The organism is Nocardia jiangsuensis, assembly GCF_042650385.1.
Taxonomy (GTDB): Bacteria; Actinomycetota; Actinomycetes; order Mycobacteriales; family Mycobacteriaceae; genus Nocardia; species Nocardia jiangsuensis.
Genome location: NZ_JBHSAX010000013.1, coordinates 233,232 through 259,347, shown reverse-complemented (window position 1 = coordinate 259,347; position 26,116 = coordinate 233,232). Strand labels below are relative to the sequence as shown.

General features: G+C 73.7%; 21 protein-coding genes. 12 read left to right on the top strand and 9 right to left on the bottom strand.

What is annotated here, in order from left to right; all coding sequences use genetic code 11:
* Window positions 1-13 precede the first annotated feature (13 nt).
* Window positions 14-682, top strand: a complete 669-nt coding sequence (locus ACFO0B_RS12805) for an O-methyltransferase (protein WP_378612623.1) — start codon at window positions 14-16, stop codon at window positions 680-682.
* An 85-nt stretch (window positions 683-767) separates the two neighbouring features.
* Here the strand turns inward: ACFO0B_RS12805 and ACFO0B_RS12800 are convergent, their stop codons facing one another.
* Window positions 768-1,781, bottom strand: a complete 1,014-nt coding sequence (locus ACFO0B_RS12800; protein WP_378612622.1) for a zinc-binding dehydrogenase — start codon at window positions 1,779-1,781, stop codon at window positions 768-770.
* A gap of 62 nt (window positions 1,782-1,843) precedes the next feature.
* Window positions 1,844-2,515: a TetR/AcrR family transcriptional regulator gene (locus tag ACFO0B_RS12795; RefSeq protein WP_378612621.1), complete on the bottom strand. Its 672-nt coding sequence runs from the start codon at window positions 2,513-2,515 to the stop codon at window positions 1,844-1,846.
* Between the two features lie 78 nt (window positions 2,516-2,593).
* On the opposite strand from ACFO0B_RS12795, the gene ACFO0B_RS12790 reads away from it, so the two are divergent.
* The 5 genes from ACFO0B_RS12790 to ACFO0B_RS12770 all read left to right on the top strand — a co-directional run bounded on the left by ACFO0B_RS12790 (window position 2,594) and on the right by ACFO0B_RS12770 (window position 7,076).
* Window positions 2,594-4,099, top strand: a complete 1,506-nt coding sequence (locus ACFO0B_RS12790; protein ID WP_378612620.1) for an MFS transporter — start codon at window positions 2,594-2,596, stop codon at window positions 4,097-4,099.
* A gap of 218 nt (window positions 4,100-4,317) precedes the next feature.
* Window positions 4,318-4,860 (top strand): hypothetical protein, encoded by a 543-nt coding sequence (locus tag ACFO0B_RS12785; RefSeq protein ID WP_378612619.1) that lies wholly within the window; start codon window positions 4,318-4,320, stop codon window positions 4,858-4,860.
* Window positions 4,861-5,021: 161 nt separating this feature from the next.
* Window positions 5,022-5,651, top strand: a complete 630-nt coding sequence (locus ACFO0B_RS12780; protein ID WP_378612618.1) for an urease accessory protein UreF — start codon at window positions 5,022-5,024, stop codon at window positions 5,649-5,651.
* Window positions 5,652-5,668: 17 nt separating this feature from the next.
* On the top strand, window positions 5,669-6,376 hold the full coding sequence (gene ureG, locus ACFO0B_RS12775) for an urease accessory protein UreG (RefSeq protein WP_378612617.1): 708 nt from the start codon (window positions 5,669-5,671) through the stop codon (window positions 6,374-6,376).
* A gap of 1 nt (window position 6,377) precedes the next feature.
* Entirely contained in the window at window positions 6,378-7,076 is a 699-nt protein-coding gene (locus ACFO0B_RS12770; RefSeq protein ID WP_378612616.1) for an urease accessory protein UreD, read from the top strand.
* A 262-nt stretch (window positions 7,077-7,338) separates the two neighbouring features.
* Here the strand turns inward: ACFO0B_RS12770 and ACFO0B_RS12765 are convergent, their stop codons facing one another.
* The 4 genes from ACFO0B_RS12765 to ACFO0B_RS12750 all read right to left on the bottom strand — a co-directional run bounded on the left by ACFO0B_RS12765 (window position 7,339) and on the right by ACFO0B_RS12750 (window position 11,148).
* On the bottom strand, window positions 7,339-8,115 hold the full coding sequence (locus ACFO0B_RS12765) for a hypothetical protein (RefSeq protein WP_378612615.1): 777 nt from the start codon (window positions 8,113-8,115) through the stop codon (window positions 7,339-7,341).
* 143 nt (window positions 8,116-8,258) lie between these two features.
* Window positions 8,259-9,791, bottom strand: coding sequence for an NAD(P)/FAD-dependent oxidoreductase (locus tag ACFO0B_RS12760; RefSeq protein ID WP_378612614.1), 1,533 nt, complete (start codon window positions 9,789-9,791; stop codon window positions 8,259-8,261).
* Window positions 9,792-9,957: 166 nt separating this feature from the next.
* Window positions 9,958-10,809, bottom strand: coding sequence for a tat pathway signal sequence (locus ACFO0B_RS12755; RefSeq protein ID WP_378612613.1), 852 nt, complete (start codon window positions 10,807-10,809; stop codon window positions 9,958-9,960).
* A 132-nt stretch (window positions 10,810-10,941) separates the two neighbouring features.
* Complete coding sequence (locus ACFO0B_RS12750; protein WP_378612612.1) at window positions 10,942-11,148, bottom strand: hypothetical protein; 207 nt, start codon at window positions 11,146-11,148, stop codon at window positions 10,942-10,944.
* Between the two features lie 248 nt (window positions 11,149-11,396).
* Here ACFO0B_RS12750 and recC point away from each other — a divergent pair, with 248 nt between their 5' ends.
* Genes recC through recD form a run of 3 tightly spaced genes read left to right on the top strand, consistent with a single transcriptional unit; the run spans window position 11,397 to window position 19,989 of the window.
* Complete coding sequence (gene recC, locus ACFO0B_RS12745; RefSeq protein WP_378612611.1) at window positions 11,397-14,756, top strand: exodeoxyribonuclease V subunit gamma; 3,360 nt, start codon at window positions 11,397-11,399, stop codon at window positions 14,754-14,756.
* Window positions 14,753-18,094 (top strand): UvrD-helicase domain-containing protein, encoded by a 3,342-nt coding sequence (locus ACFO0B_RS12740; RefSeq protein WP_378612610.1) that lies wholly within the window; start codon window positions 14,753-14,755, stop codon window positions 18,092-18,094. Before recC ends, ACFO0B_RS12740 begins: the two co-directional genes overlap by 4 nt.
* On the top strand, window positions 18,091-19,989 hold the full coding sequence (gene recD / locus ACFO0B_RS12735; protein ID WP_378612609.1) for an exodeoxyribonuclease V subunit alpha: 1,899 nt from the start codon (window positions 18,091-18,093) through the stop codon (window positions 19,987-19,989). Before ACFO0B_RS12740 ends, recD begins: the two co-directional genes overlap by 4 nt.
* Here the strand turns inward: recD and ACFO0B_RS12730 are convergent.
* Window positions 19,986-20,678, bottom strand: coding sequence for a TetR/AcrR family transcriptional regulator (locus ACFO0B_RS12730; RefSeq protein WP_378612608.1), 693 nt, complete (start codon window positions 20,676-20,678; stop codon window positions 19,986-19,988). The two genes, recD and ACFO0B_RS12730, sit on opposite strands and share 4 nt — an antisense overlap.
* Before the next feature lie 136 nt (window positions 20,679-20,814).
* Between ACFO0B_RS12730 and ACFO0B_RS12725 the strand changes: the two genes are divergently transcribed.
* Window positions 20,815-22,365: a succinic semialdehyde dehydrogenase gene (locus ACFO0B_RS12725; protein ID WP_378612607.1), complete on the top strand. Its 1,551-nt coding sequence runs from the start codon at window positions 20,815-20,817 to the stop codon at window positions 22,363-22,365.
* 11 nt (window positions 22,366-22,376) lie between these two features.
* A complete protein-coding gene (locus ACFO0B_RS12720; RefSeq protein WP_378612606.1) occupies window positions 22,377-23,210 on the top strand; it encodes an SDR family oxidoreductase in 834 nt (277 codons plus the stop codon).
* On the opposite strand, the gene ACFO0B_RS12715 is transcribed toward ACFO0B_RS12720, so the two are convergent.
* Entirely contained in the window at window positions 23,188-24,123 is a 936-nt protein-coding gene (locus ACFO0B_RS12715; RefSeq protein WP_449289790.1) for a methyltransferase, read from the bottom strand. The two genes, ACFO0B_RS12720 and ACFO0B_RS12715, sit on opposite strands and share 23 nt — an antisense overlap.
* A 41-nt stretch (window positions 24,124-24,164) precedes the next feature.
* Window positions 24,165-25,034, bottom strand: coding sequence for a YdcF family protein (locus ACFO0B_RS12710; protein ID WP_378612605.1), 870 nt, complete (start codon window positions 25,032-25,034; stop codon window positions 24,165-24,167).
* Window positions 25,035-25,197: 163 nt separating this feature from the next.
* Here ACFO0B_RS12710 and ACFO0B_RS12705 point away from each other — a divergent pair, with 163 nt between their 5' ends.
* The gene (locus ACFO0B_RS12705; RefSeq protein WP_378612604.1) at window positions 25,198-26,052 is read left to right on the top strand and encodes a bifunctional 5,10-methylenetetrahydrofolate dehydrogenase/5,10-methenyltetrahydrofolate cyclohydrolase; all 855 of its coding nucleotides are present in this window, start codon (window positions 25,198-25,200) and stop codon (window positions 26,050-26,052) included.
* The last annotated feature ends 64 nt before the right edge of the window (window positions 26,053-26,116 follow it).

Sequence of the window (26,116 nt, the reverse complement as noted above, 5' to 3'; positions counted from 1 at the left end):
CAGACTGACCCCCATGACGTCGTCGCAATGGGCCGAGGTGGACCGCTACATCGTGGACAACCTGGTGGTGGACGGGGCGGGGGCGGCAGCGCTCGACGCCAACGCCGCCGCCGGGCTGCCCGCCATCGATGTGTCGCCGCCGCAGGCCAAGTTCCTGCACCTGCTCGCCCGCACCGCGGGCGCGCGCCGGGTGCTGGAGATCGGCACGCTCGGCGGGTACAGCACGCTGTGGCTGGCCCGGGCGGTCGGGCCGGCCGGGCGTGTGGTCACGCTCGAGTTCGAGCCGGAGCACGCCGCGGTGGCGCGGGAGAACCTGGAGCGGGCGGGGGTCGCCGATCGGGTCGACATCCGGGTGGGGGCCGCGCTGGACAACCTGCCCGGCCTGGCCGACGAGGATTCGGAGCCGTTCGACTTCGTCTTCATCGACGCGGACAAGGTGAACAACTCGAACTACGTGCTCTGGGCGCTGCGGTTGACGCGGCCCGGGTCGGCGATCGTGGTCGACAACGTCGTCCGCAACGGCGGGCTCGCCGACGAGAAGTCCGACGATCCCGCCGTGCAGGCCGGGCGGGAGCTGGTCGAGCTGCTCGCCGCCGAGCCGTCGCTGGATGCGACCATCGTGCAGACGGTGGGGGCGAAGGGGTGGGACGGGTTCGCGTATGCCGTCGTGAACGGGGGCTGATCCGGCCGGACCCGAGGGCCGCGTTTTCGGAGCCGGTGCGGTCAGGCCGGAGCCGATGTTCGTGTTCCGGCCCCGGCGCGGCTGCTCAGGGGATCAGCACCACTTTGCCGGTCGTCCCGCGAGTCTCCAGCGCCTTGTGCGCGACGGCCGCTTCGGCCAGGGGGAACCGGTGCACCACCGGCCTCCAGCGGCCCTCGTACCAGGCGTCGAGGGCGCGGATTTCCAGGACGCGGATGTCGCCACCGACCGGGGCGAGCATGGCGGGGCCGAGCACCACCGTCGAGGTGCGGTCGCCGCCGGGTGGAAGCAGGACCGGCGGGCCGGCCGCACCGGGTTCGGCGGACCAGCCGTAGACGACGTGCGTTCCGCCGGGGCCGAGCAGGTCGAGCGCGGCGCGCGCGATCGGCCCGCCCACCGCGTCGAAGAGCACGTCGACCGGCTTACCGAGCCGTTTCCGCACCTCGTCGGCCCACCCTGCGTCCAGGTAGTCCACCGCATGATCGGCGCCGAGCGAGCGCACCAGCTCCACCTTGGCGGGGCCACCCGCCACCCCGACGACCTCGGCGCCCGCCTCCTTCGCCGCCTGCACCAGCAGTACGCCGAGCCCGCCCGCCGCCGAGGTCACCAGGACGACCGTGCCCGGCCGGACGGTGGCGAACTGCAGGATGCCGACGGCGGTGCGCCCGGTGCCGATCAGCGCGACCGCCTCGGCCGGGTCGGTATTTTCCAACGATCGCTTCGCCGCCGCCCCCTCCACCTTCGGCAGCCGATGGAGTCGATCCGCCGCGACGACCGCCAGTTCGGCGTAGCCGCCGGGCACCATGCCGAGGTGCGCGACCACCGGGGCACCCAGCCAGCCGGGATCGACCCCCTCGCCCAGCGCGTCGACGGTCCCGGCCACCTCGCGGCCGGGGATCGTCGGCAGCCCCGGCGCGGGCATCGGCCCCGGTTTTCCCTGCCGCAGCACGGTATCGAGCACGTGCACCCCGGCCGCGGCGACCGCGATTCGCACCTGCCCGGGGCCGGGCTCCGGGTCCGGGACCCGGTCGAGGCGCAGGTTCTCGGCGGGGCCGAAGGCATGCAGTCGGATGGCGCGCACGGGCGGAACTCCTGTCGTCGAACGGATTCCGCTCCAGCCTGCAACCTCGAGCGAGGTCGAGGTCAAGCGCGCGCGTGCAGCGCGGCGAAGCCGTCGCAGAGCGCGTCCAGCCCGCTGCGCAGCACCAGGTCGTTGTCGAGGGCGTCGAGCCCGCGTCCGGCGAGCCCGCCGAGCGCGTCCGGCATGTCCGCCACGGACTGCCCGGTGAGCAGCGCCCGCAGCGGGCTCCCCGCCCCGTCGCGATCCTCGGTCCGCCGCACCAGTACCTCGCTGACCAGCGGCAATGTGCAGCCGGAGATGTAGTTCCAGACCGCGAAGGCCATCCGGGTCGCCTCGGCGGTGTCCACCCCGAGCTCGCCGAACCCCTCCACCAGCCAGGCCAGGCAGCGCAGGCTGTACGGCCCGAAGCTGTAGCGCGGCATGGCGAACGCCAGCAGCACCCACGGATGCCGCTGGTAGAGCGCGCGATCCACGTCCGCGGCGATATGCACCCGCCGGCGCCAGCTCCAGCGCTCGCCCGCCGGGGGAGCGGGGTAGGGGTTGCGCCGCGAGACCTCGTCGGTCATGGCGGCGAGCAGCTCGTCCTTGTTCGCGACGTGCCGGTACAGCGACATCGCGCCGACGCCGAGCCGATCGGCGATCCGCCGCATGGAGAGCCCGTCCAGCCCCTCGGTGTCGGCGACGGTGATCGCGGTATCCACGATCGAGGCCCTGGTGAGTTTGGATTCGGCCATGCGTACACTGTACCCGGAATGCGTACGGTGTACGCGTGGTTACACCGGCAGACGACGAGCACGAGGAGGCGACCGACGATGACGTCCGTGGACGATGCGGTGACGGCGACAGCGGCCGGTCCGGGCCCGCGCCGCGCCTGGCTCGGCATGTCGGTGCTGCTGCTGCCGGTGCTGCTGGTCTCGATGGACATCTCGGTCCTGTTCCTCGCCATGCCGACGCTCTCCGCCGACCTGGCGCCCTCGGCCGCCCAGCAGCTGTGGATCCTGGACATCTACGGCTTCCTGCTGGCCGGGCTGCTCATCACCATGGGCAACCTGGGCGACCGCATCGGCAGGCGCAATATCCTGCTCGCCGGCTCCGCCGTCTTCGGCATCGGCTCGATCCTCGCCGCCTTCGCCACCGGCCCGGAGATGCTCATCGCGGCGCGCGCCCTGATGGGGATCGGCGGCGCGACGCTGCTGCCCTCGAGTCTGGCGCTGATCTCCGTGATCTTCCCCGCGGCGCGGCAGCGCGGCGTCGCCATCGGTGTGTGGACCGCGTTCTTCGCGGGCGGCTCGGCGGTCGGCCCCGTGGTCGGCGGCTTCCTGCTGCACCACTTCTGGTGGGGTTCGGTGTTCCTGGTCAACACCCCGGTGTTGCTGGTCCTGCTCGTGGCGGGCCCGTTCCTGCTGCCCGAGCACCGCGCCGTCGACCGCGGGCTCTTGGATCTGCGCAGCGTCGCGCTTTCCATCGGCGGCATCCTCCCGGTGGTCTACGGCGTGAAGCACGCCGCCGCCGAGGGCCTCGACGCCGAAGCCCTGGTCACCTTCGCGCTCGGCGTGCTTCTGCTGGTCCTGTTCGTGCGCAGGCAGCGCCTCCTCGACGACCCCCTGCTCGACCTTCGGCTCTTCGCCAACAGGACCTTCTCGCTCGCCATCGGCGCCAGCCTCACCGGCATGATGTCGCTCGCCGCCCTGAGCTACCTCGCCAGCGTCTACCTGCAGTCCATCACCGGCCGCGACCCGCTCGCCGCCGCCTGGTTCGGCATCCCCATGGCCGTCGCCGTCTTCGTCTTCTCCATCGGCGGCTCCGGGATCGGCCGCGCCCTCGGCACCCGGCTCGCCTTCGTGGTGGCACTGCTCGCCTCGGCGGTGGGCAACCTGATGCTGCTCGGCGTCGGCGTGGACGGCGGCGTCTGGTGGTACGTCGCCGGTTCCGCCCTGACCGGCGTCGGCTACGGCGTCGCCTTCACCCTGGTCTCGGATGTCTCCGTCTCCTCGGTCCCGCCCGAGCGCGCCGGCTCCGCCGCCGCCACCTCCGAGACCAGCTTCGAACTGGGCAACGCCCTCGGCCTCGCCCTGCTCGGCTCGCTCGCCACCGCCGTCTTTCGCGCTTCCAGCGGGACGTCCGGCACGCTCGGCGACGAGTTGCGCGAGGCTGGTTCGGATGCCGGGCGGGTGGCGACGGTCCAGGAGTCCTTCGTCACCGGCATGCACACCGCCACCACCGTCGGCGCCCTGCTCCTGGTCGTCATGGCGGCGGCCACCTGGTTCTTCGGATCCCACAAGCAAACTGGCGCAGCGGAGGCTCGCCGCGCTCACTGATTCGTCATCGGCACAGGCGGCCTTGTCTTCCTCCAATCCCGCCCGTCAGGGACGGCCGACAGTAGTAGCCCCAGGTGAAGAGCCCCAGCAGGGCTCGTCTGCGCGTGAGAGGCCACCGATCCAGGTGCGCCTCCGATCGCTAAGGTGGTGCCGACCGGTCAGACCGCGGAGGGGGACCAATGGATAGCTGGGGCAACAACCCTGGCACAGTCGAAGCAGTGGCAACCGTCGGAGCAGCAACCTTTGCCGTCGCTGCGATCGTTGTCGCTGTGATCTCAATGCGTGAAGCACGAGCGCAGGGTCAGATGCTTCAGGCGGAAGTCCGAGATCGGATGCGCCCCTGGGTCGGATTGTTCGGTTTCGACTTCGTGCGGGATCACACAGGAAAGCCGGCACTGCGCCTGCAACTGCGGAACTTCGGCCCTCTTCCTGCACGGCGAGCAAGGCTGTGCCTCATTATCGAACCCGCTCAGAGCAATCCCGGCGAACAGCCGAATCCGATCAACTACCGAGAGCCCACTCAGAAAGTGTTGGTGCCAGAGGAGGATGGGAATTATCGTATCTCGCTTGCCCAGTTCCCGCAGTTAGAGGGCTGGATCTCTGATGGGCGAGATACCGTCGTCAAAGGCACCTTCGAGTACGCGCTCGATGAGCGGGTACTCGAGTCCAAATTTGAAGCAACACTGTGGTTCAGCAAACCACCGCCGCCTTCGCCGGGGCCGTTGGTCGAGATGAATTGGCGTAATACCTTTGCGACGTGAGTTCTCGAAGTTGATCGTAGATTCCTCGGTGCCAGCGCTGAACGTTCGGCACAAATACGGCCGAGGGCGGGAAGTCGATGTCTAGCAGCGCTCGAGTGTCACACGGTGTCGGTCGAATGGGCCGAGCAGCGAAACGGGCGGGAGACCCCTAGAATCAGCAAATGCTCTCGACCCTGCTCGCGCTGGCCGACTCCCGGCTGCCGATCGGCGGTCACGTGCACTCCGGCGGTGTCGAGGAGGCCATCGCCTCCGGCCTGCTCCGCGACGCCAGCACCGTCGAACAATATCTGGCCCGCCGCGTCCGGACCACAGGCCTGGTCACCGCCTCTCTCGCGGCCGTGGTCTGCGCCGGAACACTCACCCCTGCGGCCGCCGAAGAAGAGGCCGATGCCAGGACCCCATCGCCTGCGGCAAGGGACGCTTCTCGAGCGCAGGGGCGCGGCCTGCTCCGGCTCGCGGGCAAACTCCGCCCCGGTCCGATTTGGGCGGAGTTGAACCCGCGCCCGCATCTGTCGACCGTCTTCGGCCTGGTCGGCCGGGAGTACGGCGCCACCCCGCAAGAGATCGCGAATGTCGTCGTTTACACGACGTTGACCGGCGCCGCGACTGCCGCCCAGCGACTCCTCGCCCTCGACCCCGCCGCCGTCGCGGCCACCACATTCCGCCTCGCGGAACTCTGCGACGAGACGGCACGCACGGCCGCGCTGGGCCCGGCCGCACTCTCCGACCCCCTGCAGGACGTGCTCGCGGAACGCCATCCGCAGCGCGAAATGCCCCTGTTCGCCAGCTGACCCGGAAGGAACACCGAATGCCCCCGCACCTCATCGACGGTGAACCGCACGACCACGCCCATGACCGCCCGAAGCGGGAGCGCGTGCCGGGCGAGGCGCTGCGGGTGGGGATCGGCGGCCCGGTGGGGTCGGGGAAGACGGCGCTGGTCGCGGCGCTGTGCAGGCAGCTGCGGGACGAGCTCTCGCTGGCCGTGCTGACCAACGACATCTACACCACCGAGGACGCCGACTTCCTGCGCAGGCACGCGGTGCTGCCGGACGAGCGGATCACCGCGGTGCAGACCGGCGGCTGCCCGCACACCGCCATCCGCGACGACATCACCGCCAACCTCGATGCCATCGACGACCTGGTGGCCGCGAACCCGCCGCTGGATCTGATCCTGGTCGAGTCCGGCGGCGACAATCTGACCGCCACCTTCTCCTCGGGGCTGATCGATGTGCAGATCTTCGTGGTCGACGTGGCGGGCGGGGACAAGGTGCCGCGCAAGGGCGGGCCGGGCGTCACCTTCTCGGATCTGCTCGTGGTGAACAAGACCGATCTGGCGCCGCTGGTCGGCGCCGACCTCGGGGTGATGGAGCGGGACGCGGCGAAGGTGCGGGAGGGGCGGCCGACGGCGCTGATCTCGCTCACCGCGGATCCGGCGGCGACGCCGGTGCTGGCGTGGGTGCGCGAGCAGCTGCGCGCGGTGGCCGAGCGGGACACCGCCGGGTCGGCGGCGCACTGAGGTGCGCACCGTCCTGCGCGTGCTCGCGGCACCCGGTATCTCGCCGCGGATCGAGGCCGAGGGCGGGATCGCGGCGCGGCAGACCGGGCCGGAGACGGTGCACCTGATCGGCACCGCCGCCACGCCGCTCGGCGGCGACCACCTGGAACTGGTGCTGGAGGTGCTGCCCGGCGCGCGGCTGCGGGTGCGCTCGGTGGCGGCCATGATCGCGCTGCCCGCGCGCGGGACGCCGGATTCCACCGCGCGCTGGCGGCTCACGGTCGGGGCCGGTGCCGAGCTGGACCTGGACACCGAGCCGACGATCGTCGCGGGTGGGGCGCGGCACCGCACGGTGACCGAGCTGCGGCTGGCGCCGGATGCCGCAGTGCGGGTCAGGGAGCGGGTGCGGATCGGGCGGGCCGGGGAGGACAACGGGCACTGGACCGGCGATCTGATCGCCGACATCGACGGCGCGGAGTCCGTCCCGCTGCTGCGGCATCGGCTGGAGCTGGGGTCGGGGAGCGGCACCGACGACGCGCTCAGCGCGCCGCGCACGCTGGAGAGCGTCCTGCGCTATCCGGACGATCGCCCCGCCGAAACCGTCGGCCTGACCGCGTCCCACCTCCCGCTCGGAGCGGGCGGCAGTCTCTTCACCGAGGTCGGGATCGTCCGGCCCGGCCGGACGGAACCTTCGCGGGCCGTCGTCGCAGCCCGCGCCTGAACGCGCGCCGCGTACCGGCGGGCGGCGCAGAGCGAGTGTTGTTCCGCGCGGTGCGCGCTTGGCCGGATTCGCGGCGCACCGACCGTTGTCGTCGCGGCACGTACGACGCGACGGCCGCGATCACACGGCCGCCATGCGCACGACGGGCTACGGTCGCGCATTGCCGCCTGTAAAGCACGATGCGGCGGCGACCGGCAAGAACCCGGCCCCCACCGCGACGCGCGGTGCGCCGAAGAACTCCGGCGCACCGCTCTACTGCGAACTACTGAACCGGCGCTCCGAACCCCGGTGTCCCGTACCCGATCCCCGCACCGACGGCGGCACCGATCGCCCCGCCGAGCGCGGCGGCGGGCACCGCGATCACGGCACCGCCGATGGCCCCGCCGAGGATGGGCCCGATGAGCAGCCCGATCGGCAGGAACGGCACCCCGGCGAGCAGCCCGGCACCCGCGCCGACGATCACCGACGCCGAGGTGATCGGCATCGACAGGTTGGTGGCGACGGTCGCCCCGATCGCGGCCGAACTGAGCGTCTGCGCCGCCATCTTGTCCGACCGGCTCCGCTCCATCCCGATCGAATCGTAGAAGGTCGCCAGCTGCGCCTCCGCCTGCGCGGCGCCGTCGTTCACCGCGAACACCTGGTCCGGCGCGAGGAACCCGGGGGTGTCGACGATGATGTCACCGATCCGGATCTTGCCCTCCGGCGGCGCGATCGGCGCCACCGCCTCGACCGGAATCGGGCCGTGCGGCGCCCCGGCGGGCGCGAGGTAGCCCTGGTCGGGCATGGCCCGATAGAGCGGCGCGTCCACCGGCGCACCGGCGGGCACGGCGACCGGTGCGGGGCCGGTCAGGTCGAGCAGGGGAGCGGCGAGCTCCGGCAGCGCGATCTCCGCGGGCTGCCCGGCGAACAGCGCGGCCAGCGGATCGGCCGCGGTGCGCTGCTCGGGCTGGGTCACCGGGTCGGGCGAGCCGGGGTCGGCGTTCGCGGTTCCGGCGCCGACGAGCGCCACGACCAGCGGCAACGCGCCCAGCGCGACCATCGATCCGATCTTCTGCCGCTGGGCGCTGGGCGCCCGGTGCCTCCCCGGTTGTGCCCCCACGATGGCCATACGTCACCTTTCATCCGGCTGGAACGACAAATCCCGACGTTCCTCATTCGGATCTGGGTGCGCTGTCGGATGGGTCACACGGCGGGTCGGCTGCTCTCCTGCTTTCCCGGCCGTTCGCCACCGGCCGGCTCGGTGGCCGTGCCGTCCTCGATGTCCGCGGTGGTGGTCGACTCCCCGAGCGCCGCGTCCAGCGGGACCTGGCTGCCTAGGTGGCCCTGCCGATCTCCGGGCGGGGCGCCGAGCGCGGCGGCGAGCTCGTCCGCCTCCTCCTCGTCGGCGTTCACCGCCTCCAGCGCGAGCCGGGCCATCACCCACTGCTCGGTCGCGGCCATCTGCCCGCGGCTGCGGCCGGAGAAGGTCACGAACCACTGGATCACCGTGACGATCCGGCTCCGGTACCCGATCAGGTAGTAGAGGTGCAGCGCCAGCCAGGCCAGCCAGGCGATGAAGCCGCCGAACTCCAGCTTGCCCACCTGGCACACCGCGCTGAATCGCGAGACGGTGGCCATGCTGCCCTTGTTGAGGTATTTGAACGGCTTGCGCTCGGCGGGCTGCTGCCCGTTCAGCCCGGCCTTGATCTGCTTGGCGGCGTAGGTCGCGCCCTGGATGGCGCCCTGCGCCTGGCCGGGCACGCCGGGCACCGACATGAGGTCGCCGACCACGAAGACGTTCGGATGGCCCTTGATGGTGAGGTCCGGCTCGACCACGACCCGCCCGGCCCGGTCGGTCTCGGTGCCGTCGGAGCGCTCGGCCAGCATCTTCCCGAGCGGGCTTGCCTGCACGCCGGCGGACCAGACCTTGCAGGACGATTCGATCCGGCGAACCGTGCCGTCCTTGTCCTTCACCGTGACGCCGTTGGCGTCGATATCGGTGACCATGGCGTTGAGCTGCACCTCGACGCCCATGTTCTCCAGCCGGCGGCGGGCCTTGTTGCCCAGCTTCTCGCCCATCGGGCCGAGCACCGCGCCCGCGCCCTCCAGCAGGATGACCCTGGCGTCGCGCGGGTCGATGTTCTTGAAGGTGCCCTCCAGCGTGCGGTCGGCCAGCTCGGCGATCTGCCCGGCCAGCTCGACGCCGGTCGGGCCGGCCCCGACCACGACGAAGGTGAGCAGCCGGTCGCGCAGCTCCTGCGTGGTGGCCAGTTCGGCGCTCTCGAAGGCGCCGAGGATGCGGCCGCGTAGCTCGAGCGCGTCGTCGATGGTCTTCATGCCGGGCGCGTAGGTGGCGAACCGGTCGTTGCCGAAGTACGACTGCTGCGCGCCGGTGGCGACGATCAGGCTGTCGAACGAGGTCCGGGTGGTCTGGTTGAGCAGCCGCGAGCTGACGGTCCTGCGCTCGAGGTCGATGTCGGTGACGTCGCCGAGCAGCACCTGCACGTTCTTCTGCTTGCGCAGCACCAGCCGGGTGGCGGGGGCGATCTCGCCGACCGAGAGGATGCCGGTCGCCACCTGGTAGAGCAGCGGCTGGAAGAGGTGGGTCGATGTCTTCGAGATCAGGGTGACGTCCACGTCGGCGCGCTTGAGGTGCTTGGCGCCGAACAGGCCGCCGAACCCGGAACCGATCACCACCACCCGGTGCCGATGCGTCTCCACGGGCTCAGTGCTCATCGTCGTGCTCCTCGACAGACGGGGGCGTACCCCAGTGTTGCGGACACGCCTACCGTAGTCGGCCGGTGCGCGAGCGTCACGGCGAGTCGCGGTGCGTCGGGAGAACGCGCGTGCCGCGGCACCGATGGGTGCCGCGGCACGGGAGGTGCGCCGGGAAAGGCCGGGGTCAGCGTCCGGAGAAGAGGATCTTCGCGACCTCGGTGTCGGTGGCGGCGCCCTCGGTGTAGCCGCCCTCGTCGCCCATCGCGGTCATGATCGCCAGGGTGTAGCGCTCGCCGGGTCCGGCGAAGCCGACCGAGTTGACCACCCAGCCACCCTGCTCGGCCGACCAGCCGTTCTTCAGGCCGGGGCGCATCCTCTCGCCCGCGCCCCAGACGCCCCAGTGCTGGTTGGAGTCGACCGAGCGCATCCGGTCGAACAGGTAGCCCCGGTCGTCCGGGTGCATCTGGGTGAAGATGTTGTCCAGCAGCCGGTCCAGGTCGGCGGCGGTGCACTTCTGGAACGACCAGTCCGGGAAGAGCGCGGTCTCGGTGGGCTGCGGTACCAGGGTGTTCATGCCGTTGGCCCGGAACGCGTTGTTGAACGCCATCCGGTCGATGCCCGCGTACTTGGTCCACAGCACGTCGGTGGCGTGATCGTTGGAGGTGGCGAGCATGGACTCCAGCAGCCCGCGGTCCTCGGGCGACAGCTGGATGGCGCCGACCCTGGCACGGTTCAGCAGGTCGGCCGCGATGGCCAGCTTGATGGTGGAGGCGGTCCACACCGAGTTCTCGGCGTGCTCGTTGGCGTACACGCCGCCGGTCACGCGGTCGCGCACCACGTAGCCGGTGCTGCCTGGGCGGCCGGCCAGGTAGGCGTCGGCCTTGGCGATCCGGCTGCTCAGGTCGGCGTCGAAACCGGCGAGAGTGGCCTGTTCCAGCATCGGGATGCCGGGCGCGGCCTGCGCGGCGGGGAGGGAAACGGTACCGCTGGAGACGATGATCGCCGCCGCGGCGAGGGCACAGACGGATGCGGCCACGCGGGGAACAGACCGGGTGGCGGCCAACTGATGACGCACGGTTGCCCACGATGGCACATCGCCGACGCGAATGCACGTCCCGATCCGGCTACCGGCCGGTACCCCGGCCGTAATCCGTTGTGCCCCTGCGCTTCAGCGGAACGCGGCGCGCAATTCCTCGACCGTGCGGCCGTTCAGCCGGTAGCAGTGCTCGAAGGCCTCGCCGTGCCGATTCCGCGGCCACGCGTGCAGCACGACGCCGCGCCCGAAGTGCCGTGAGTTCACCAACTCCCAGTGCTCGCCGACGCGGCGAACGGTGAAGCCGCCCTTCGGAAGCAGGGGAGATACCAGCGCAACCATGAGCGCGAGACCAGCCTTTCGAGATACAAGCCCTGTGCATCCCCCCGGACGGTGCCGTTCCTCCCTCGACGCAGCACTGTGGCACATTCGACTACCCCGGCCTCGTGCCACCGCACCCGACGCGCCGGGACTGTGGTGCAGATCACGTGGCGCGGGCGGGCCCGGACGATCCCAGCGGGTCGCCGGGGCCGTGGGCAGCCGCCGGGCGTATAACCGTTGCGGAAACGCACGATCGTCGAGGGGGTGGCATGCCGCTGCACATCCATCGTGCCGAGCGCGCCGACACCCTGGCCGACGCGCTGGCGCGGCAGCTGGCGTCCCCGCCCGCCGACCCGTTCGCCGCCGAGGTGGTGGCGGTGCCCGCCAAGGGGATCGAGCGCTGGCTGGCCCAGCGGCTCTCCGGCGTGCTCGGCACCTCGGGGCCGGGCGCCGCGGACGGGATCGCGGCCGCGATCCGCTTCCCCTCGCCCGCGGCTCTGGTCACGGAGTGCCTTGCCGCGGCGAGCGGGCTCGCGGCCGCGGATGATCCGTGGGAGCGGGACCGGGTGGTCTGGGCGCTGCTGCGGGTGCTGGACGGGGTGCTCGGTGCGCCCTGGGCCGCCGTGCTGACCCGGCATCTCGGCGCGGAGCACCGGGCGGGGCGGCGCTTCGCCACCGCGGTGGGGCTGGCTGCGCTCTTCGAGAGCTACGCGGCGCAGCGGCCGGAGCTGATCATCGCCTGGGCGGCGGGCGCGGACACCGACGGCGCCGGGCGCCCGCTCCCCGCCGACCTGGGCTGGCAGCCCGCGCTGTGGCGGGAGCTGCGCGCGGCGATCGGGGTGCCGGGCCCGGCCGAGCGGCTGGCCGACGCCTGCGCCCGGCTGCGCGCCGACCCGGCGAGCACCGCGCTGCCGCACCGTCTCTCGGTCTTCGGCCCGACCCGGCTCCCCGCCGACCAGCGCGCGGTCCTCTCCGCCATCGCCGCCCACCGCGACCTGCACCTCTGGCTCACGCACCCGAGCCCCGCGCTCTGGGACCGCCTCGCCGCCCGCCCGCCCGCCCTGCTCCGCAGCGCCGATACCAGCATCCGCGCGGTCCGCAACCCCCTGCTCGCCGGCCTCGGCCGCGACGTCCGCGAACTCCAGCAGCGGCTGGCCGGCTGCGACGCGGAGATCCTCGACGAGTACCACCCGCCCGCGCCCGCCGCGCCGAGCGCCGGTCGGGAGTCCGGTCTCGGAGCGCCACAAACCGCCGCCCCGCGCACCCTCCTCACCGCCGTCCAGGCCGCCGTCCGCGAGGACGCCTGGCCCCCGGCCCCCGACCCGTCCCTCGCGGACGACGGCACCGTCCGCATCCACCTCTGCCACGGCCGGGACCGCCAGGTCGAGGTGCTCCGCGACGCACTGCTCGGCCTCTTCGCCGCCGACCCCACTCTGGAACCGCGCGACGTCCTGGTCATGTGCCCTGACGTCGAGACCTTCGCCCCGCTGGTGCGCGCCGCCTTCGGCTCGCGGGGCAGCGCCGACGGCCCGGACGAGCACGCGCACCCCGGGCACCGGCTCCGGGTCCGGCTGGCCGACCGCGGCCGCGCCGTCACCAACCCGCTGCTGACCGTGGTCGCCACCCTGCTGGAGCTGGCCGACGGCCGGGTCACGGTGACCCAGGTGCTCGACCTGGCCGCGGCCGAGACCGTCCGCCGCCGCTGTGGTTTCGACGACGACGAACTGGAGCGGCTGCGCGGCTGGGCCGCCGATTCCGGTGCCCGCTGGGGCATCGGCCTGCGCCAGCGCCAGGCCTACGGCCTCGCCGACTTCGCGCAGAACACGCTGAACACCGCGGTCGACCGGATCCTGCTCGGCGTCACCGCGGCCGAGACCGACGGCGACTGGCTCGACCTCGCGCTCCCGCTGGACGACGTGGACAGCAACGACGTCGACCTGGCCGGCCGCTTCGCCGAGTTCGTCGACCGGCTCGCCGTCTGCCTGCGCGACCTGCGCGGCCCGCGCCCGGCCCCGGAGTGGAGCGCGGTGCTGACCCGCGCGCTCGACCTGCTCTGCGACGTCCCCGAGCACCTGGCCTGGCAGCGCACCGAGGCGCGCACCGAGCTGGCCGCGGCCACCGAGCACGCGGGCGAGGTGGTGCTGCGCCTCGCCGACGTCGCCACCGTGCTCGCCGGACGGCTCGGCACCGCGCCGACCAGGGCCAACTTCCGCACCGGCGAGCTGACCGTCTGCACCCTGGTGCCGATGCGCTCGGTGCCGCACCGGGTGGTGGTGCTGCTCGGCCTCGACGACGAGGTCTTCCCGCGCGCGGGCGGCGTCGACGGCGACGACGTGCTGGCCCGCGACCCGCAGGTCGGCGAGCGCGAGCCGCGCGGCGAGGACCGCCAGCTGCTGCTGGACGCGGTGCTCGCCGCGCGGGAGCGGCTGCTGGTCTGCTACACCGGCGCCGACCCGGTGACCGGCGCGCACCGCCCGCCCGCGGTGCCGGTGGCCGAGCTGCTCGACGCCCTGCGCGCGCACACCGGCGCCGCCGCGGACCGGGTCGTCGTCCGGCACCCGCTGCAGAGCTTCGACCGCAGGAACTTCGCACCGGAGAACCCCTTCGGCTTCGACCCCGTCGCGCTGGCGGGCGCCAGGGCGGCCGCGCGGCCCCCGCGCCCGCGCCCCGCCTTCCTCGCCGCCCCGCTGCCCCGGCCCGAGCCGGGCGACGTGGAGCTGGCCGACCTGATCGCCTTCGTCGAGCACCCGGTGCGCGCCTTCCTCGGCCAGCGGCTCGGGCTGCGGGTGCCCGACCACGAGGAGGAGATCGACGACCGGCTCCCGGTCGAGCTGGACGGCCTCGCCAAGTGGGACCTCGGCGAGCGGCTGCTCGCCGCCCGGCTCACCGGCACCGACCCGGAGACCCTGCGCGCCGCCGAGTGGCGCCGCGGCGGCCTGCCGCCCTTCGCCTTCGGCGCCGCCGTGCTGGACGAGGTGGAGCGCACCGTCGAGACCCTGGTGCGCACCGCGCAGCCGCACTACGAGATCCCCGCCCGCGCGGTGGACATCGGGCTCGACCTCGGCAACGGCCGCAGGCTCACCGGCACCGTGCCCGAGGTGCACGGCGACCGGCTGGTGCGCACCACCTTCTCCCGGGTCGCCGCCAAGCACCGGATCGCGGCCTGGGTGCCGCTGCTCGCGCTGACCTGCACCGAGGACCGCTCCTGGCAGGCGCTCACCATCGGGCGCGGGAGGTTCCGCACCCCCGCCTGGCGCAGCGAGCTGACCGCCCCGGAGCCGCCCGCCGCGCTCGGTGTCCTGCGCACCCTGGTCGCCATGCGGGACGCCGGGCTCAGCGAGCCGCTCCCGATCGCGCCGACCGCCACCGCCGCCTACGCACAGAGCCGCATGCTCGGAAATCGCAGGGAGGACGCGGAATACGCCGCCCTGCAGGAGTTCGACGGCGACTACGGCGACAACCGGGATCGGCACCTGCGCTACGTCTGGGGCGAGCGGGTCACGCTGGCGGCGCTGCTCGCAGCGCCCGCCCCGCAGGGCGGCGGCGCCGGCGAGCCGACCCGGTTCGGCGCGCTGGCCAGGCGGCTCTGGGAGCCGCTGCTCCGCGCCGAGCAGCAGGGCAGGCCGTGAGCCGGGCCGCGACCGGGACCACCACGGCCGAGCCGGTACCCGACGCCTTCGACCCCGCCGGGCCCCTGCCGACCGGCACCACGGTGCTGGAGGCCAGCGCGGGCACCGGAAAGACGCACGCCATCGTCGGGCTCGCGGTGCGCTACGTCGCCGAGGCCGGGATCGACATCGCCGATCTGCTGCTGGTCACCTTCAGCCGGGCCGCGACCCAGGAGCTGCGCGAACGCACCCGCGACCGCTTCGTCGCGGTCGCCGCCGCGCTGGCCGAGCCGGAGCGGGCGGCCGCGCACGACGACGAGCTGGTGCGCGCGCTCGCCGCCGCCGAGCCCGCGCTGCGCAGGCAGCGGCTGCTGGCCGCGCTCGCCGAGTTCGACGCGGGCACCATCGCCACCACGCACAGCTTCTGCCAGCGCATGCTGGACGAACTCGGCCTCGCCGGGGACGACGACCCGGGCAGCAGGCTGGTCGAGAACGTGGACGAGGTGGTGCAGACCGTGGCCGACGACCTCTACCTCGCCCGCTACGCCCGCACCGAACCGCCCTTCCCGCTGAAGGCCGCCCGCGCGCTGGCCCTGGCCGCCGTGCACGACCGGCACGCCACCCTCGCCCCGGACGGCGACGGCGAGGCGGGCGAGCGGGTCGCCTTCGCCACCGCCGTGCGCGCCGAGACCGAGCGCCGCAAGCGGCTGCTCGGGCTGCGCGACTTCGACGACCTGCTGGTGGTGCTGCACGAGGTGCTCGCCGACCCGGTGCACGGCCCGGCCGCGCGGGCACGGGTGCGCGAGCGCTTCCCGGTGGCGCTGGTGGACGAGTTCCAGGACACCGACCCGCTGCAGTGGGAGATCCTGCGGCTCGCCTTCCACGGCGCCTCGACGCTGGTGCTGGTCGGCGACCCCAAGCAGGCCATCTACGCCTTCCGCGGCGCCGAGGTGCTCAGCTACCTGGACGCCGTCGCGGTCGCCGACGCCAGGCACGAGCTGACGCAGAACCGGCGCAGCGACGCCGGGCTGCTGCGCGCGCTGGCACACCTGCACGGGGGCGCCGCGCTCGGGCACCCGGCGATCACCGTCGCCGCGGTCGAGCCGACCAGGGAGTGGAGCAGGCTCACCGGCCCGGACGAGCGGATCGTTCCGCTGCGGCTGCGCTGCCTGCCGCGCACCGGCGCCGGGCCGCTCGGCTCGTCGGGGTTTCCACAGATCGGGCGGGTACGGGAGCGAGCCGCGGCCGACCTCGCCGACGATGTGGTCGGGCTGCTGGAGTCCGGGGTCCGGCTGCGGGACCGGGCCGGGGTGCTGCGCGACCTCGGCCCCGGCGACATCGCGGTGCTGGTGCGCACCCGGTCACAGATCGAGGTGGTGCGCGCCGCGCTGGACCGGGTCGGGGTCGCCTCGGTGCTGGCCGGCGGCACCAGCGTCTTCGGCACCCCGTCGGCCACGCACTGGCTCTGGGTGCTGCGCGCCCTCGAGCAGCCGCACCGCTCGGACCGGGTGCGCCTCGCCGCCTGCACCCCGCTGCTCGGGGTGGACGCGGCCGAGCTCGACCGCGGCGGCCCCGAGCTGACCGGGCGGATCAGCACGCTGCTGCGCGAGGCGGCGCGGCTCTTCGCCAGGGCGGGCTTCGCGGCGGTCTTCGAGCGGCTCGCCGCCGCGACCGAGCTGGCGCCCCGGCTGCTCGCGGTGCGCAACGGCGAGCGCGAGCTCACCGACCTGCGGCACCTCGCCCAGCTGCTGGACCAGGTCGCGCTCACCGACGGCCTCGGCCTCACCGCGCTCACCCGCTGGCTCGGCGACCGGGTGCGCGACCCAGCCTCCGGCAGCGTCGCCGACCGCAGCCGGAGGCTGGACCGCGACTCCACCGCGGTGCAGATCGCCACCGTGCACGCCAGCAAGGGGCTGGAGTTCCCGATCGTCTACCTGCCCTTCGCCTGGGACAGCGCGCGCAACCCGAAGCCGGCGACCCAGCTCTACCACGACGGCCGGACCCGGGTGCTCGACGTCGGCGGCCCCGACGTCCCCGGCGCCGCGGAGGCCAAGCGCAGGGCGGAGGCGGAGGAGTCGGGGCAGGAGCTGCGGCTGCTCTACGTCGCGCTGACCCGCGCCATGTGCCAGGTCGTCGCCTGGTGGGCCCCCGCCTGGGGCACCGACAGCGCCCCGCTGCACCGGATGACGCTCGGCCGCCCCGACCGCGGCGCCGAGGTGCCCGCCCGCGCGCCCGTCCCCGCCGACGCCGCCGCGCTGGCCGCGCTCACCGCCTGGGCCGCGCCCGCCGACGGCGCCATCGCGGTCTCCGCCCCGGACGGGGCCGCCCCCGCCGAGCCGCGCCGCATCCGGGTCGAGCCGCACACCGGCGCGCTGGCCGCCGCGCCCTTCGACCGGGCCCTCGATCACCAGTGGCGCCGCACCTCGTACTCCGCGCTCACCGCGGGTGCGCACGAGGCCGCCGCCGCGGCCGAGACCGAACCGGAGGACGACCGCGCCCGCCCGGACGAACCCGCAGGAACCCCGGTCCTCGACCCGGACGACCCCTTCGCCACCGCCGCTCCCGCCGCCGCCCCCTCGCTGATGAACACGCTGCCCTACGGCGCCGAGTTCGGCACCCTGGTGCACGGCGTGCTCGAGCTGGTCGACACCGGCGCCGCCGATCTCGCCGCCGAGGTGCGCGCCCGGTGCCTGACGGCCGTGCACGCCGCGGCCTCCGCCGCCGACCCCGATGTGCTTGCCGACGCGCTGCTCGCCGTCCTGCACACCCCGCTCGGTCTCGGCCGCACCCTGGCCGAGATCCCGGTCTCCGACCGCCTGAGCGAGCTCGACTTCGAGCTGCCGCTGGCCGGTGGCGAGCGCCCGGCGGCGGCCGCGGCCTCGCTGCCCCGGATCGCCGCGCTGCTGGCGCGGCACCTGCCCGCCGACGACGTCCTCGCCGGGTACCCGGCGCAGCTGGCGCAGCTGGACGGTGGCGCGCTGCGCGGCTACCTGACCGGCAGCATCGACGCGGTGCTCCGGCTGCCGGGCCCGCGCTTCGTCGTGGTCGACTACAAGACCAACCGGCTCGGGCTCGGCGACCTCACCGTCGCGCACTACACCGGGGAGCGGATGGCCGCCGAGATGATCCGCTCGCACTACCCGCTGCAGGCGGTGCTCTACGCCGTCGCGCTGCACCGCTTCCTGCGCTGGCGGCTGCCCGGGTACGACCCGGCGCGGCACCTCGGCGGGGTCAGGTACCTGTTCGTGCGCGGCATGATCGGCCCGGAAACCCCCGACGGAGCGGGCGTTTTCGACTGGGCCCCGCCCGCCGCGCTGGTCACCGAGCTCTCCGACCTGCTGGCGGGGGAGCCCGGGTGACCTCGATCCAGATCGCGCAGCGCGGCACCGGGCTGCTCCGGCTCTTCAACGAGGCCGGGGTGCTCGCCTCGGCCGACGTGCACGTGGCCACCCGGCTGGCCCGGCTCGGCCGGGAGGAGCGCGAGGAGGTGCTGCTCGCCGCGGCGCTCGCGGTGCGCGCGGTGCGCTCCGGCTCGGTCTGCCTGGAGCTGGACCGGATCGCGGAGATCGGCGTCGACGCCGACGAGACCCGCGAGCCCGCCCCCGGGCTCGACCCGGCCGCGCTGCCCTGGCCCGATCCGGCTGCGCTGGTCGCCGCGCTGCGCACCAGCCCGCTGGTCCGCGGCGGCCCGGCCGGGCCGCTGCGCCCGCTCCACCTGCTGGAGGGCGGCCCGGACGGCGGCCCGCTGCTCTACCTGGACCGCTACCACAAGCAGGAGCAGATCATCCGGCGGGTGCTCACCGAGCGTGCCGCCTGCCATCCCGCGGTCGACCCCGCGCTGGTGCGCCGGGAACTCGACCGGCTGTTCGGCGCCGCGGGCACGGCGGACCGGCAGCGGCTCGCCGCCGCGGTCGCCGCCACCCGCTGGACCACCGTGGTCGCAGGCGGTCCCGGCACCGGCAAGACGCACACCATCGCCCGCATCCTCGCGCTGCTGGTGGCCGAGCGGCTCGCCCGCCCCAAGCTGCCCGCGCTGCGGATCGCGCTGGCCGCGCCCACCGGCAAGGCCGCGGCCCGGCTGCAGGAGGCGGTGCGCGAGCAGGCCGCCGAGATCGGGCTGCCCGAGCTCACCGCGGCCACCCTGCACCGGCTGCTCGGCTGGCAGCGGGGCCGCGCCACCCGCTTCAAGCACCACGAGTTCAACCGGCTGCCCTACGACGTGATCGTGGTGGACGAGACCTCCATGGTCTCGTCCACCCTGATGAGCAGCCTGCTCGCCGCGCTGCGCCCGGACACCCGCCTGGTCCTGGTCGGCGACCCCGACCAGCTCGCCTCCGTCGACGCGGGCGCCGTCCTCGCCGACCTCGTCGCCGGCCCGACCCGCGGCGCGGGCAACCCGGTCCTCGCCGAGATCGTCGGCGCCGCTGCGCCCGCGGAGACCGGGTCGACCGGCGGCGTCTCCGCCACCGAGGCGCTGACCCCGCGCGAACGGGAGCGCCTCGACGGCGGCATCGTCCGCCTGACCCGCGGCCGCCGCTTCGGCGGCACCATCGCCGAACTCGCCGTCGCGGTGCGGGCGGGCGACGCGGACACCGCGCTCGCACTCCTCACCTCCGGCGCCGACGACGTCGAACTCCGCGCCCCCGACGACATCGCCGCGGTCCGCGCCGACGTGGTCACCGCGGCCCGCGCCGTCACCGCCGCCGCCATCGACGGCGACGCCGAGCGAGCCCTCGCCGCCCTCGAATCGCACCGCCTCCTCTGCGCGCACCGCCAGGGCCCGTTCGGCGTCGAACGCTGGGACCGCCTCGCCGCCGAATGGGCGGCCGCCGGCGGCGCCACCGCCGACCCGCAGCAGCACCTCTGGTACCCCGGCCAGCCCCTGCTGGTCACCGCCAACGACCACGAGGCCAGGATCTACAACGGCGACACCGGCGTCATCGTCCGCCTCCCGGACGGCACCCTGCGCGCCGCGCTGCACCGCGGCAGCACCCCGTACCTGGTACACCCCACCCGCTTCTCCGCCGTCGTCTCGGTCTTCGCGATGACCATCCACCGCAGCCAGGGCAGCCAGTACGGCACCGTCTCGGTGGTGCTCCCCGAACCCGAGTCCACCCTGCTCAGCAGGGAGCTGCTCTACACCGCGATCACCAGGGCGCGCGGCCGGGTCCGGGTGATCGGCACCGAGGCCGCCATCCGGGCGGGCATCGACCGCCGCGTGCTCCGCGCCAGCGGACTCTCCCGCCCCGGTTAATCGCGCAGCAAACCGGGGATCGTCAACGCGTACTCCAGGTCGGCGCGGGTGCCGAGCGTGGTGAGCAGCACCCGGATCATGGTCAGCCGCGCCTCCTCCACCACCGCGGCCTCCGGCTCGGAGCCGGGCGCGCTCGCCGCCGAGACCCGGTAGACCACGTACTCGCAGAGGTGCAGCGCGGCATCCAGGTCCAAGGGGGTGGGCACCGGGCGGTCGAGTACGTGGAAGGTCTCCCGGATGATGCCGCGGATGTCCTCCAGCGCCTCCTCCCGGTAGGCCGAGACCGGCGAGCCCGGGTCGTGCAGCTCGGCGAAGAGCGGCCGCAGCATGGTGCCGTGGCCGCGCGCCCAGGCCAGGTAGGCGTCGATCAGCCGGATACCGAGCTCGACGCCCTCGATCGGCGCGGTGGCGGAGCCGAGCGCGGTGCGGATCCCGCCGACCAGCTCCTGGTTGGAGACGGTGAGCAGCGCGTGCAGCGGCTCGGCGGCGTTCGCGAAATAGCGGTAGAAGGTCGGGCGCGCCAGCCCGGCCCGGTCGATGATCTGCGCGACACTGAGCCCGCGCGAACCGGTACCGGTGAACACCGCGGCGGTGGCCGCCACGATCCGGGCGCGCACCTCGTCGGCCTGCTCCGGCGTCTGCGGGGGGCGGCCCCTGCGGGCCGGGCGCTCGGTGTTGTGAGCGGTCACAGTTCCCTGCCATCGCCGCATGTGGCACGGGACGTGACGCTTGACACCGGGGGTCGCACGGCCATTACTCTAACAGCAGTGTTCATTTAATGAGCGCCCATCGACCACCGCCCCGAACACCACGGAAGAGCCGCCCATGACGTCTGCCGCCCTGCCCGCCGACCTGGTCAAGCCGTTGCTGGAGCGGGCGACCGCGGGCGGCGCGCCGTCGGTGGAGGTGTTCGCCCCCGCCACCGGCGCCAAGATCGCCGACCTGCCGCAGTCCTCCACCGATGACATCGAGCGCGCCTTCAGCACCGCCCGTACCGCGCAGGCGCAGTGGGCCGCGCGGCCGGTGCGGGAGCGGGTCGCCGTGCTGCGCAAGCTGCACGACATCGTGCTCGGCGAGCAGGAGACCATCCTCGACATCGTGCAGACCGAGACCGGCAAGGCCCGCGCGCACGCCTTCGACGAGGTCGGCGATGTCGCGGTGAACGCCAGGTACTACGCATCGGTGGCGAGCAAGCTGCTCTCCACCCGGCGCCCGCGCGGCGTGCTCCCGGTGCTCACCCGGGTCGATGTCAGGCAGCGGCCGAAGGGCGTCGTCGCGGTCATCTCGCCGTGGAACTACCCGCTCGCGCTCGCCGTCTCGGACGCGCTGCCCGCCCTGGTCGCCGGCAACGCCGTGGTCGCGCGGCCGGACAACCAGACCGCGCTCACCGCGCTCTGGGCCATCGACGCCGCCGAGCGCGCCGGGCTGCCGCGCGGGCTCTGGCAGGCCGTGCTCGGCCGCGGCCGCGACATCGGCGGCGAGGTGATCGCCCGCGCCGACTACGTCGACTACACCGGCTCCAGCGCCACCGGCCGCACCATCGCGCAGCAGGCGGGCGAGCGGCTGATCGGCTACTCGCTGGAGCTCGGCGGCAAGAACCCGCTGCTGGTGCTCGCCGATGCCGACGTGCCGCGGGCCGCCAAGATCGCGATCCGCGCCTGCTTCGCCTCGGCGGGCCAGCTCTGCGAGTCCATGGAGCGGATCTACGTGCACGACAGCGTGTACGACCGCTTCGTCGCGGAGTTCACCGCGCACACGAAGAACATCGAGCTCGGCGGCGCGCTGGACTACAGCGCGGGGATGGGCTCGCTCACCTTCCAGCGCCAGCTCGACACCGTGCGGCAGCACGTGGACGACGCCGTCGCCAAGGGCGCGACGGTGCTCGCCGGCGGCAAGCACCGCCCCGACCTCGGCCCGTACTTCTACGAGCCGACCGTGCTCGCCGACGTCACCGCGGAGATGACGGTCTACCGCGAGGAGACCTTCGGCCCGGTGGTCTCGGTCTACCGGGTGGCCTCCGACGACGCCGCGGTCGCCGCCGCCAACGACACCGCCTACGGCCTGAACGCCAGCGTCTGGACGAAGGACGCGGCCCGCGGCCGGGCCGTCGCGGCCCGGATCAACGCGGGCTCGGTGAACGTCAACGAGGGCTTCATCGCCGCCTGGGGCAGCTCGGACGCCCCCTCCGGCGGGCTCGGCATCTCCGGCACCGGCCGCAGGCACGGCCCGGAGGGGCTGCTCAAGTACCTCGACACCCAGACCATCGCGCAGCAGCGTGTGCTGCCGATCGCCCCGCTGCCCGGCATGTCCGAGGAGCTGTGGGCCAAGACCATGACGCTCTACTTCGGCGTCATGAAGACCCTGCGACAGAAGTGAGGAACGCAGCGATGAAGCTGGAATCGGTCGCCGGGCGCACGGTGCTGGTCACCGGCGCCGCCATGGGGCTCGGCAAGCTCTTCGCCACCACGGCGGTGCACGAGCGCGCCGCCGCGGTGGTGCTCTGGGACATCAACGAGGCCGCGCTGAAGGAGACCGCGGCCGAGCTGACCGAGCTGGGCGGCACCGTGCACTACCACGTCGTCGACGTGTCGTCGCAGGAGGCGATCACCGAGGCCGCGGCCGCGGTGCGCGCCGAGATCGGCGATATCGACATCCTGGTGAACAACGCGGGCATCGTGCGCGGCAACCAGTTCTTCTGGGAGACCACGAACCGCGCCGACATCGAGAAGACGATGGCGATCAACTCGCTGGCGCCGATGTGGATCACGCTGGAGTTCCTGCCCGCCATGGTGGCGTCGAAGTCGCCGTCCCGGGTGCTGAACATCGCCTCGTCGGCCGGGCTGGTCTCGAACCCGCGGATGAGCGTCTACGCCGCCTCCAAGTGGGCCGCGATCGGCTGGTCCGATTCGGTGCGCATCGAGCTGGAGCAGGCCGGGCACGAGCACGTGAAGATCACCACGGTCTGCCCGACCTACATCGACACCGGCATGTTCGACGGCGCCAAGGGCTTCTGGTTCACCCCGATCCTCAAGCAGGACGTGGTGGTGCAGACCTCGTGGACGCAGATGAAGGCCGGGACGCCGCTGCTGGTGCTGCCCTGGACCTCGCGGTTCAACAAGGCGCTCTCCGGGCTGCTGCCGATCCGGGCCCGCGACCTCTTCCTGAACACCGTCGGGGTGTACCGCTCGATGGACCACTTCACCGGGCGCAAGGAGAGCTGAGCGTCCCGATCACCACGGTCGTGCCGTGCTCGCCGGACCCGGCGAGCCGGCCGGCCAGGTTGTTCTCCGCCAGCGCCTGCAGTGCCGGATCGGCTTGTGCCGCGCTGGTTTCCATGAGGACGTGACCGCCGGGGGCGAGCCACTCCGGCACGCGGGCCACCACCCGGCGGAGCACGTCGAGCCCGTCCGCGCCGCCGTCGAGCGCGCGGCGCGGCTCGTGCTCGCGGGCCTCGAGCGGGAGGGTGGCGACAGCGTCGCTCGGCACGTACGGCACGTTCGCCAGCAGCACGGCGATCGTGCCGCGCAGTGCGTCCGGCAGGGCGTCGAACAGATCGCCTCGGTACACCAGGGGCGTGCCGGCGCCGCGTGCGGTCGGCGTCGCCGACCCGGCTGCCACCGCCGTCGAGGCGCCACCTGGGACGCGGTCGCCCCGTTCGGCGGCGGACCCGAGATTGAGCCGCGCGCAGGCGACCGCGGCGGGCTCGATATCCGCCGCCACCAGCTGGACCGCGACCTCCCGTGCACAGGCCAGCCCGAGCGCCCCCGTACCGCAGCACAGGTCGACCAGCACCGGTGCGGGCCGATCCGCCTCGTCCGGCACTGCGTCCACCGGCCGCGCACCCGCGGCCCGCAGCAGCGGAAGCGCCGCGTCCACGAGCTCGGCCGTCCGCGCCCGCGGTACGAACACGCCGGGCGCGACCCCTACCCGCAACCCGCGGAACTCGGCCCACCCGAGAATCTGCTCCAGCGGCTCCCCGCCGACCCGCCGCGCCACCAACGCCTCCAGCTCGCCGCCCGCGTCGATCAGCAGCCGCGCCTCGTCCTCGGCGAAGACACACCCCGCCGCTCGTAACCGCGCCACGATCGCCTCGACAGCGGCACGATCCGGGGCGGGGCGGGGGAGCGCGGACACCGCGTCATCCTGCGCGCCCCCGCGCGCCCCGTCCACCCTTTTCAGCGGCTGGCGGCCAGCCGGAAGGTGCGGGTGGCGTCCAGGTAGATCCCGCGCTGCCCGGCCCGGCTCGGCGGCGGCAGGTTCGACACCAGCTGCTCCAGCGAGACCATCGCCCCGACGACGGCGGTCCCGGCGACGATGAAATCGGCGACCGCCCGGCGGATGTGGTTCGGCGAGGTCACCACGACGGCGCTGGTCAGCCCGGCATTGCGGAGCAGGTCGGTGCTGAACAGCGCGTTCTGCACGGTCGAGCCCGCCCGGTTCTCCACGATGATCCGGCCCGCCGGGATCCCGCGCCCGATCAGCCAGCCCGCCATGGCGTCGGCCTCGGCGACGCCGTTCTGCGGATTGCCGCCGGTGACGACCAGCCGGGAGAAGGGTGCCGCGATCGCCTGCACCCAGGCCGCGTTCAGCCGGTCCACCAGCTCCGGGCGCAGCGTGCCGTCCGGTAGCAGGCCGTAGCCGAGCACGACGATGCCGGTCTGCGGGCCGATCAGCGCGGGCAGCGGATTGGGCAGCGTCCCGACGGCGGCGCCGATGGCGTCCAGCACCCGGCGGGTGCCGTTCGCGCGGGCCGGATCGAGCCCGGCGAGCCTGCGGAAGGCGTCGTCCACCCCGATCCGGTCGCCTGCGTAGTGCGACCAGACCGCCTGCAGCGCGATCGCCTCGGTGTCGTCCGGCGCGGCGCCGAGGAGCGCGCGCAGGTCGGCGCGGCCCGCGGCGTCGTCGCCGGCGGCGAAGTGCCGCTGCGCGGAGTTGTAGAGGGCGTCCGGGTCGGGGTCCGCCGCCGCGGGCGCGGCGACCGCCCCGGTCAGCGCGAGCGCGGTCACGGCCGCGAGCAGGAGTCTTCGAATTCGGGGAGTCGCCACAGGTCACACCTTTCGCAAAGGGCAGCCGGCTGTGCTGTAGGAGCAGCGACCACGATACGACTGGGGCTGATGTTGCAGGTGTGATTTCGCCGCGATACGGCGATTCGGGCCGGAAGAGTGACACCGCAGCGGTGGTCCGAAACCGCCCCGATAGGGTTGCCCCGTGGAGACCGCATCGCTGACCGGCAAGGAAGCCGCCGCCGCCCTGAACGCCGAGACCACCGAGCTGGCCGCCGCGCTCGCCGCCCGCGGCCGGGCCCCGCGCCTGGCGCTGGTGGTGGCGAACGCCGATCCGGCCAGCGCCTGGTACGTGAACTCGCTGCGCAAGTCCGCCACCAACCGCGGCATCGAATGCGACACCATCGACCTCGGCACCGACGCCGACAGCGCGGGCCTGCGCGCCGAACTCGCCGCCCGCACCGCCGACCCCGCCGTCGACGCCATCATGCTGCAGACCCCGCTGCCCGCCGGGGTGAAGCTGGAGGACGTCGCCGCCGCCATCGGCGCGGAGAAGGACGTCGACGGCGTCTCCCCGCTCTCGCTCGGCCTGCTCGCCGCCAACACCCCCGTATTCGCCCCCGCCACCGCCGAGGCGGTCGTCGTCCTGCTGAAGCGGCACGGCATCGAGCTGACCGGTCGGCATGTCGCGGTGGTCGGCCGCTCCAACGTGGTCGGCAAGCCGCTCGCGCAGCTGCTGCTCGCGGAGAACGCCACCGTCACCGTCGCGCACTCGCGCACCGCCGACCTCGCCGCCGTCACCTCGGCCGCCGACATCGTGGTCGCCGCCGCGGGCCGGGCCGGGCTCATCCGCGCCGAGCACGTCCGCGAGGGCGCCGTCGTCATCGACGTCGGCACCAACGAGGGGCCGGACGGCAGCATCGTCGGCGATGTCGACGCCGAGAGCGTGCGCGGCCGCGCCGCCGCGTTGAGCCCGGTCCCCGGTGGCGTCGGCCCGGTCACCACCGCGCTGCTCATGCGCCACGTGGTCCGGGCTGCCGAGCGGTCCGCCCAGGTCTGAGGGGTACTCGACCCCGCCGGGGCGGTCGACGTCGCCTGCCCGCGGGATCGGCGGCGCTGTCGAA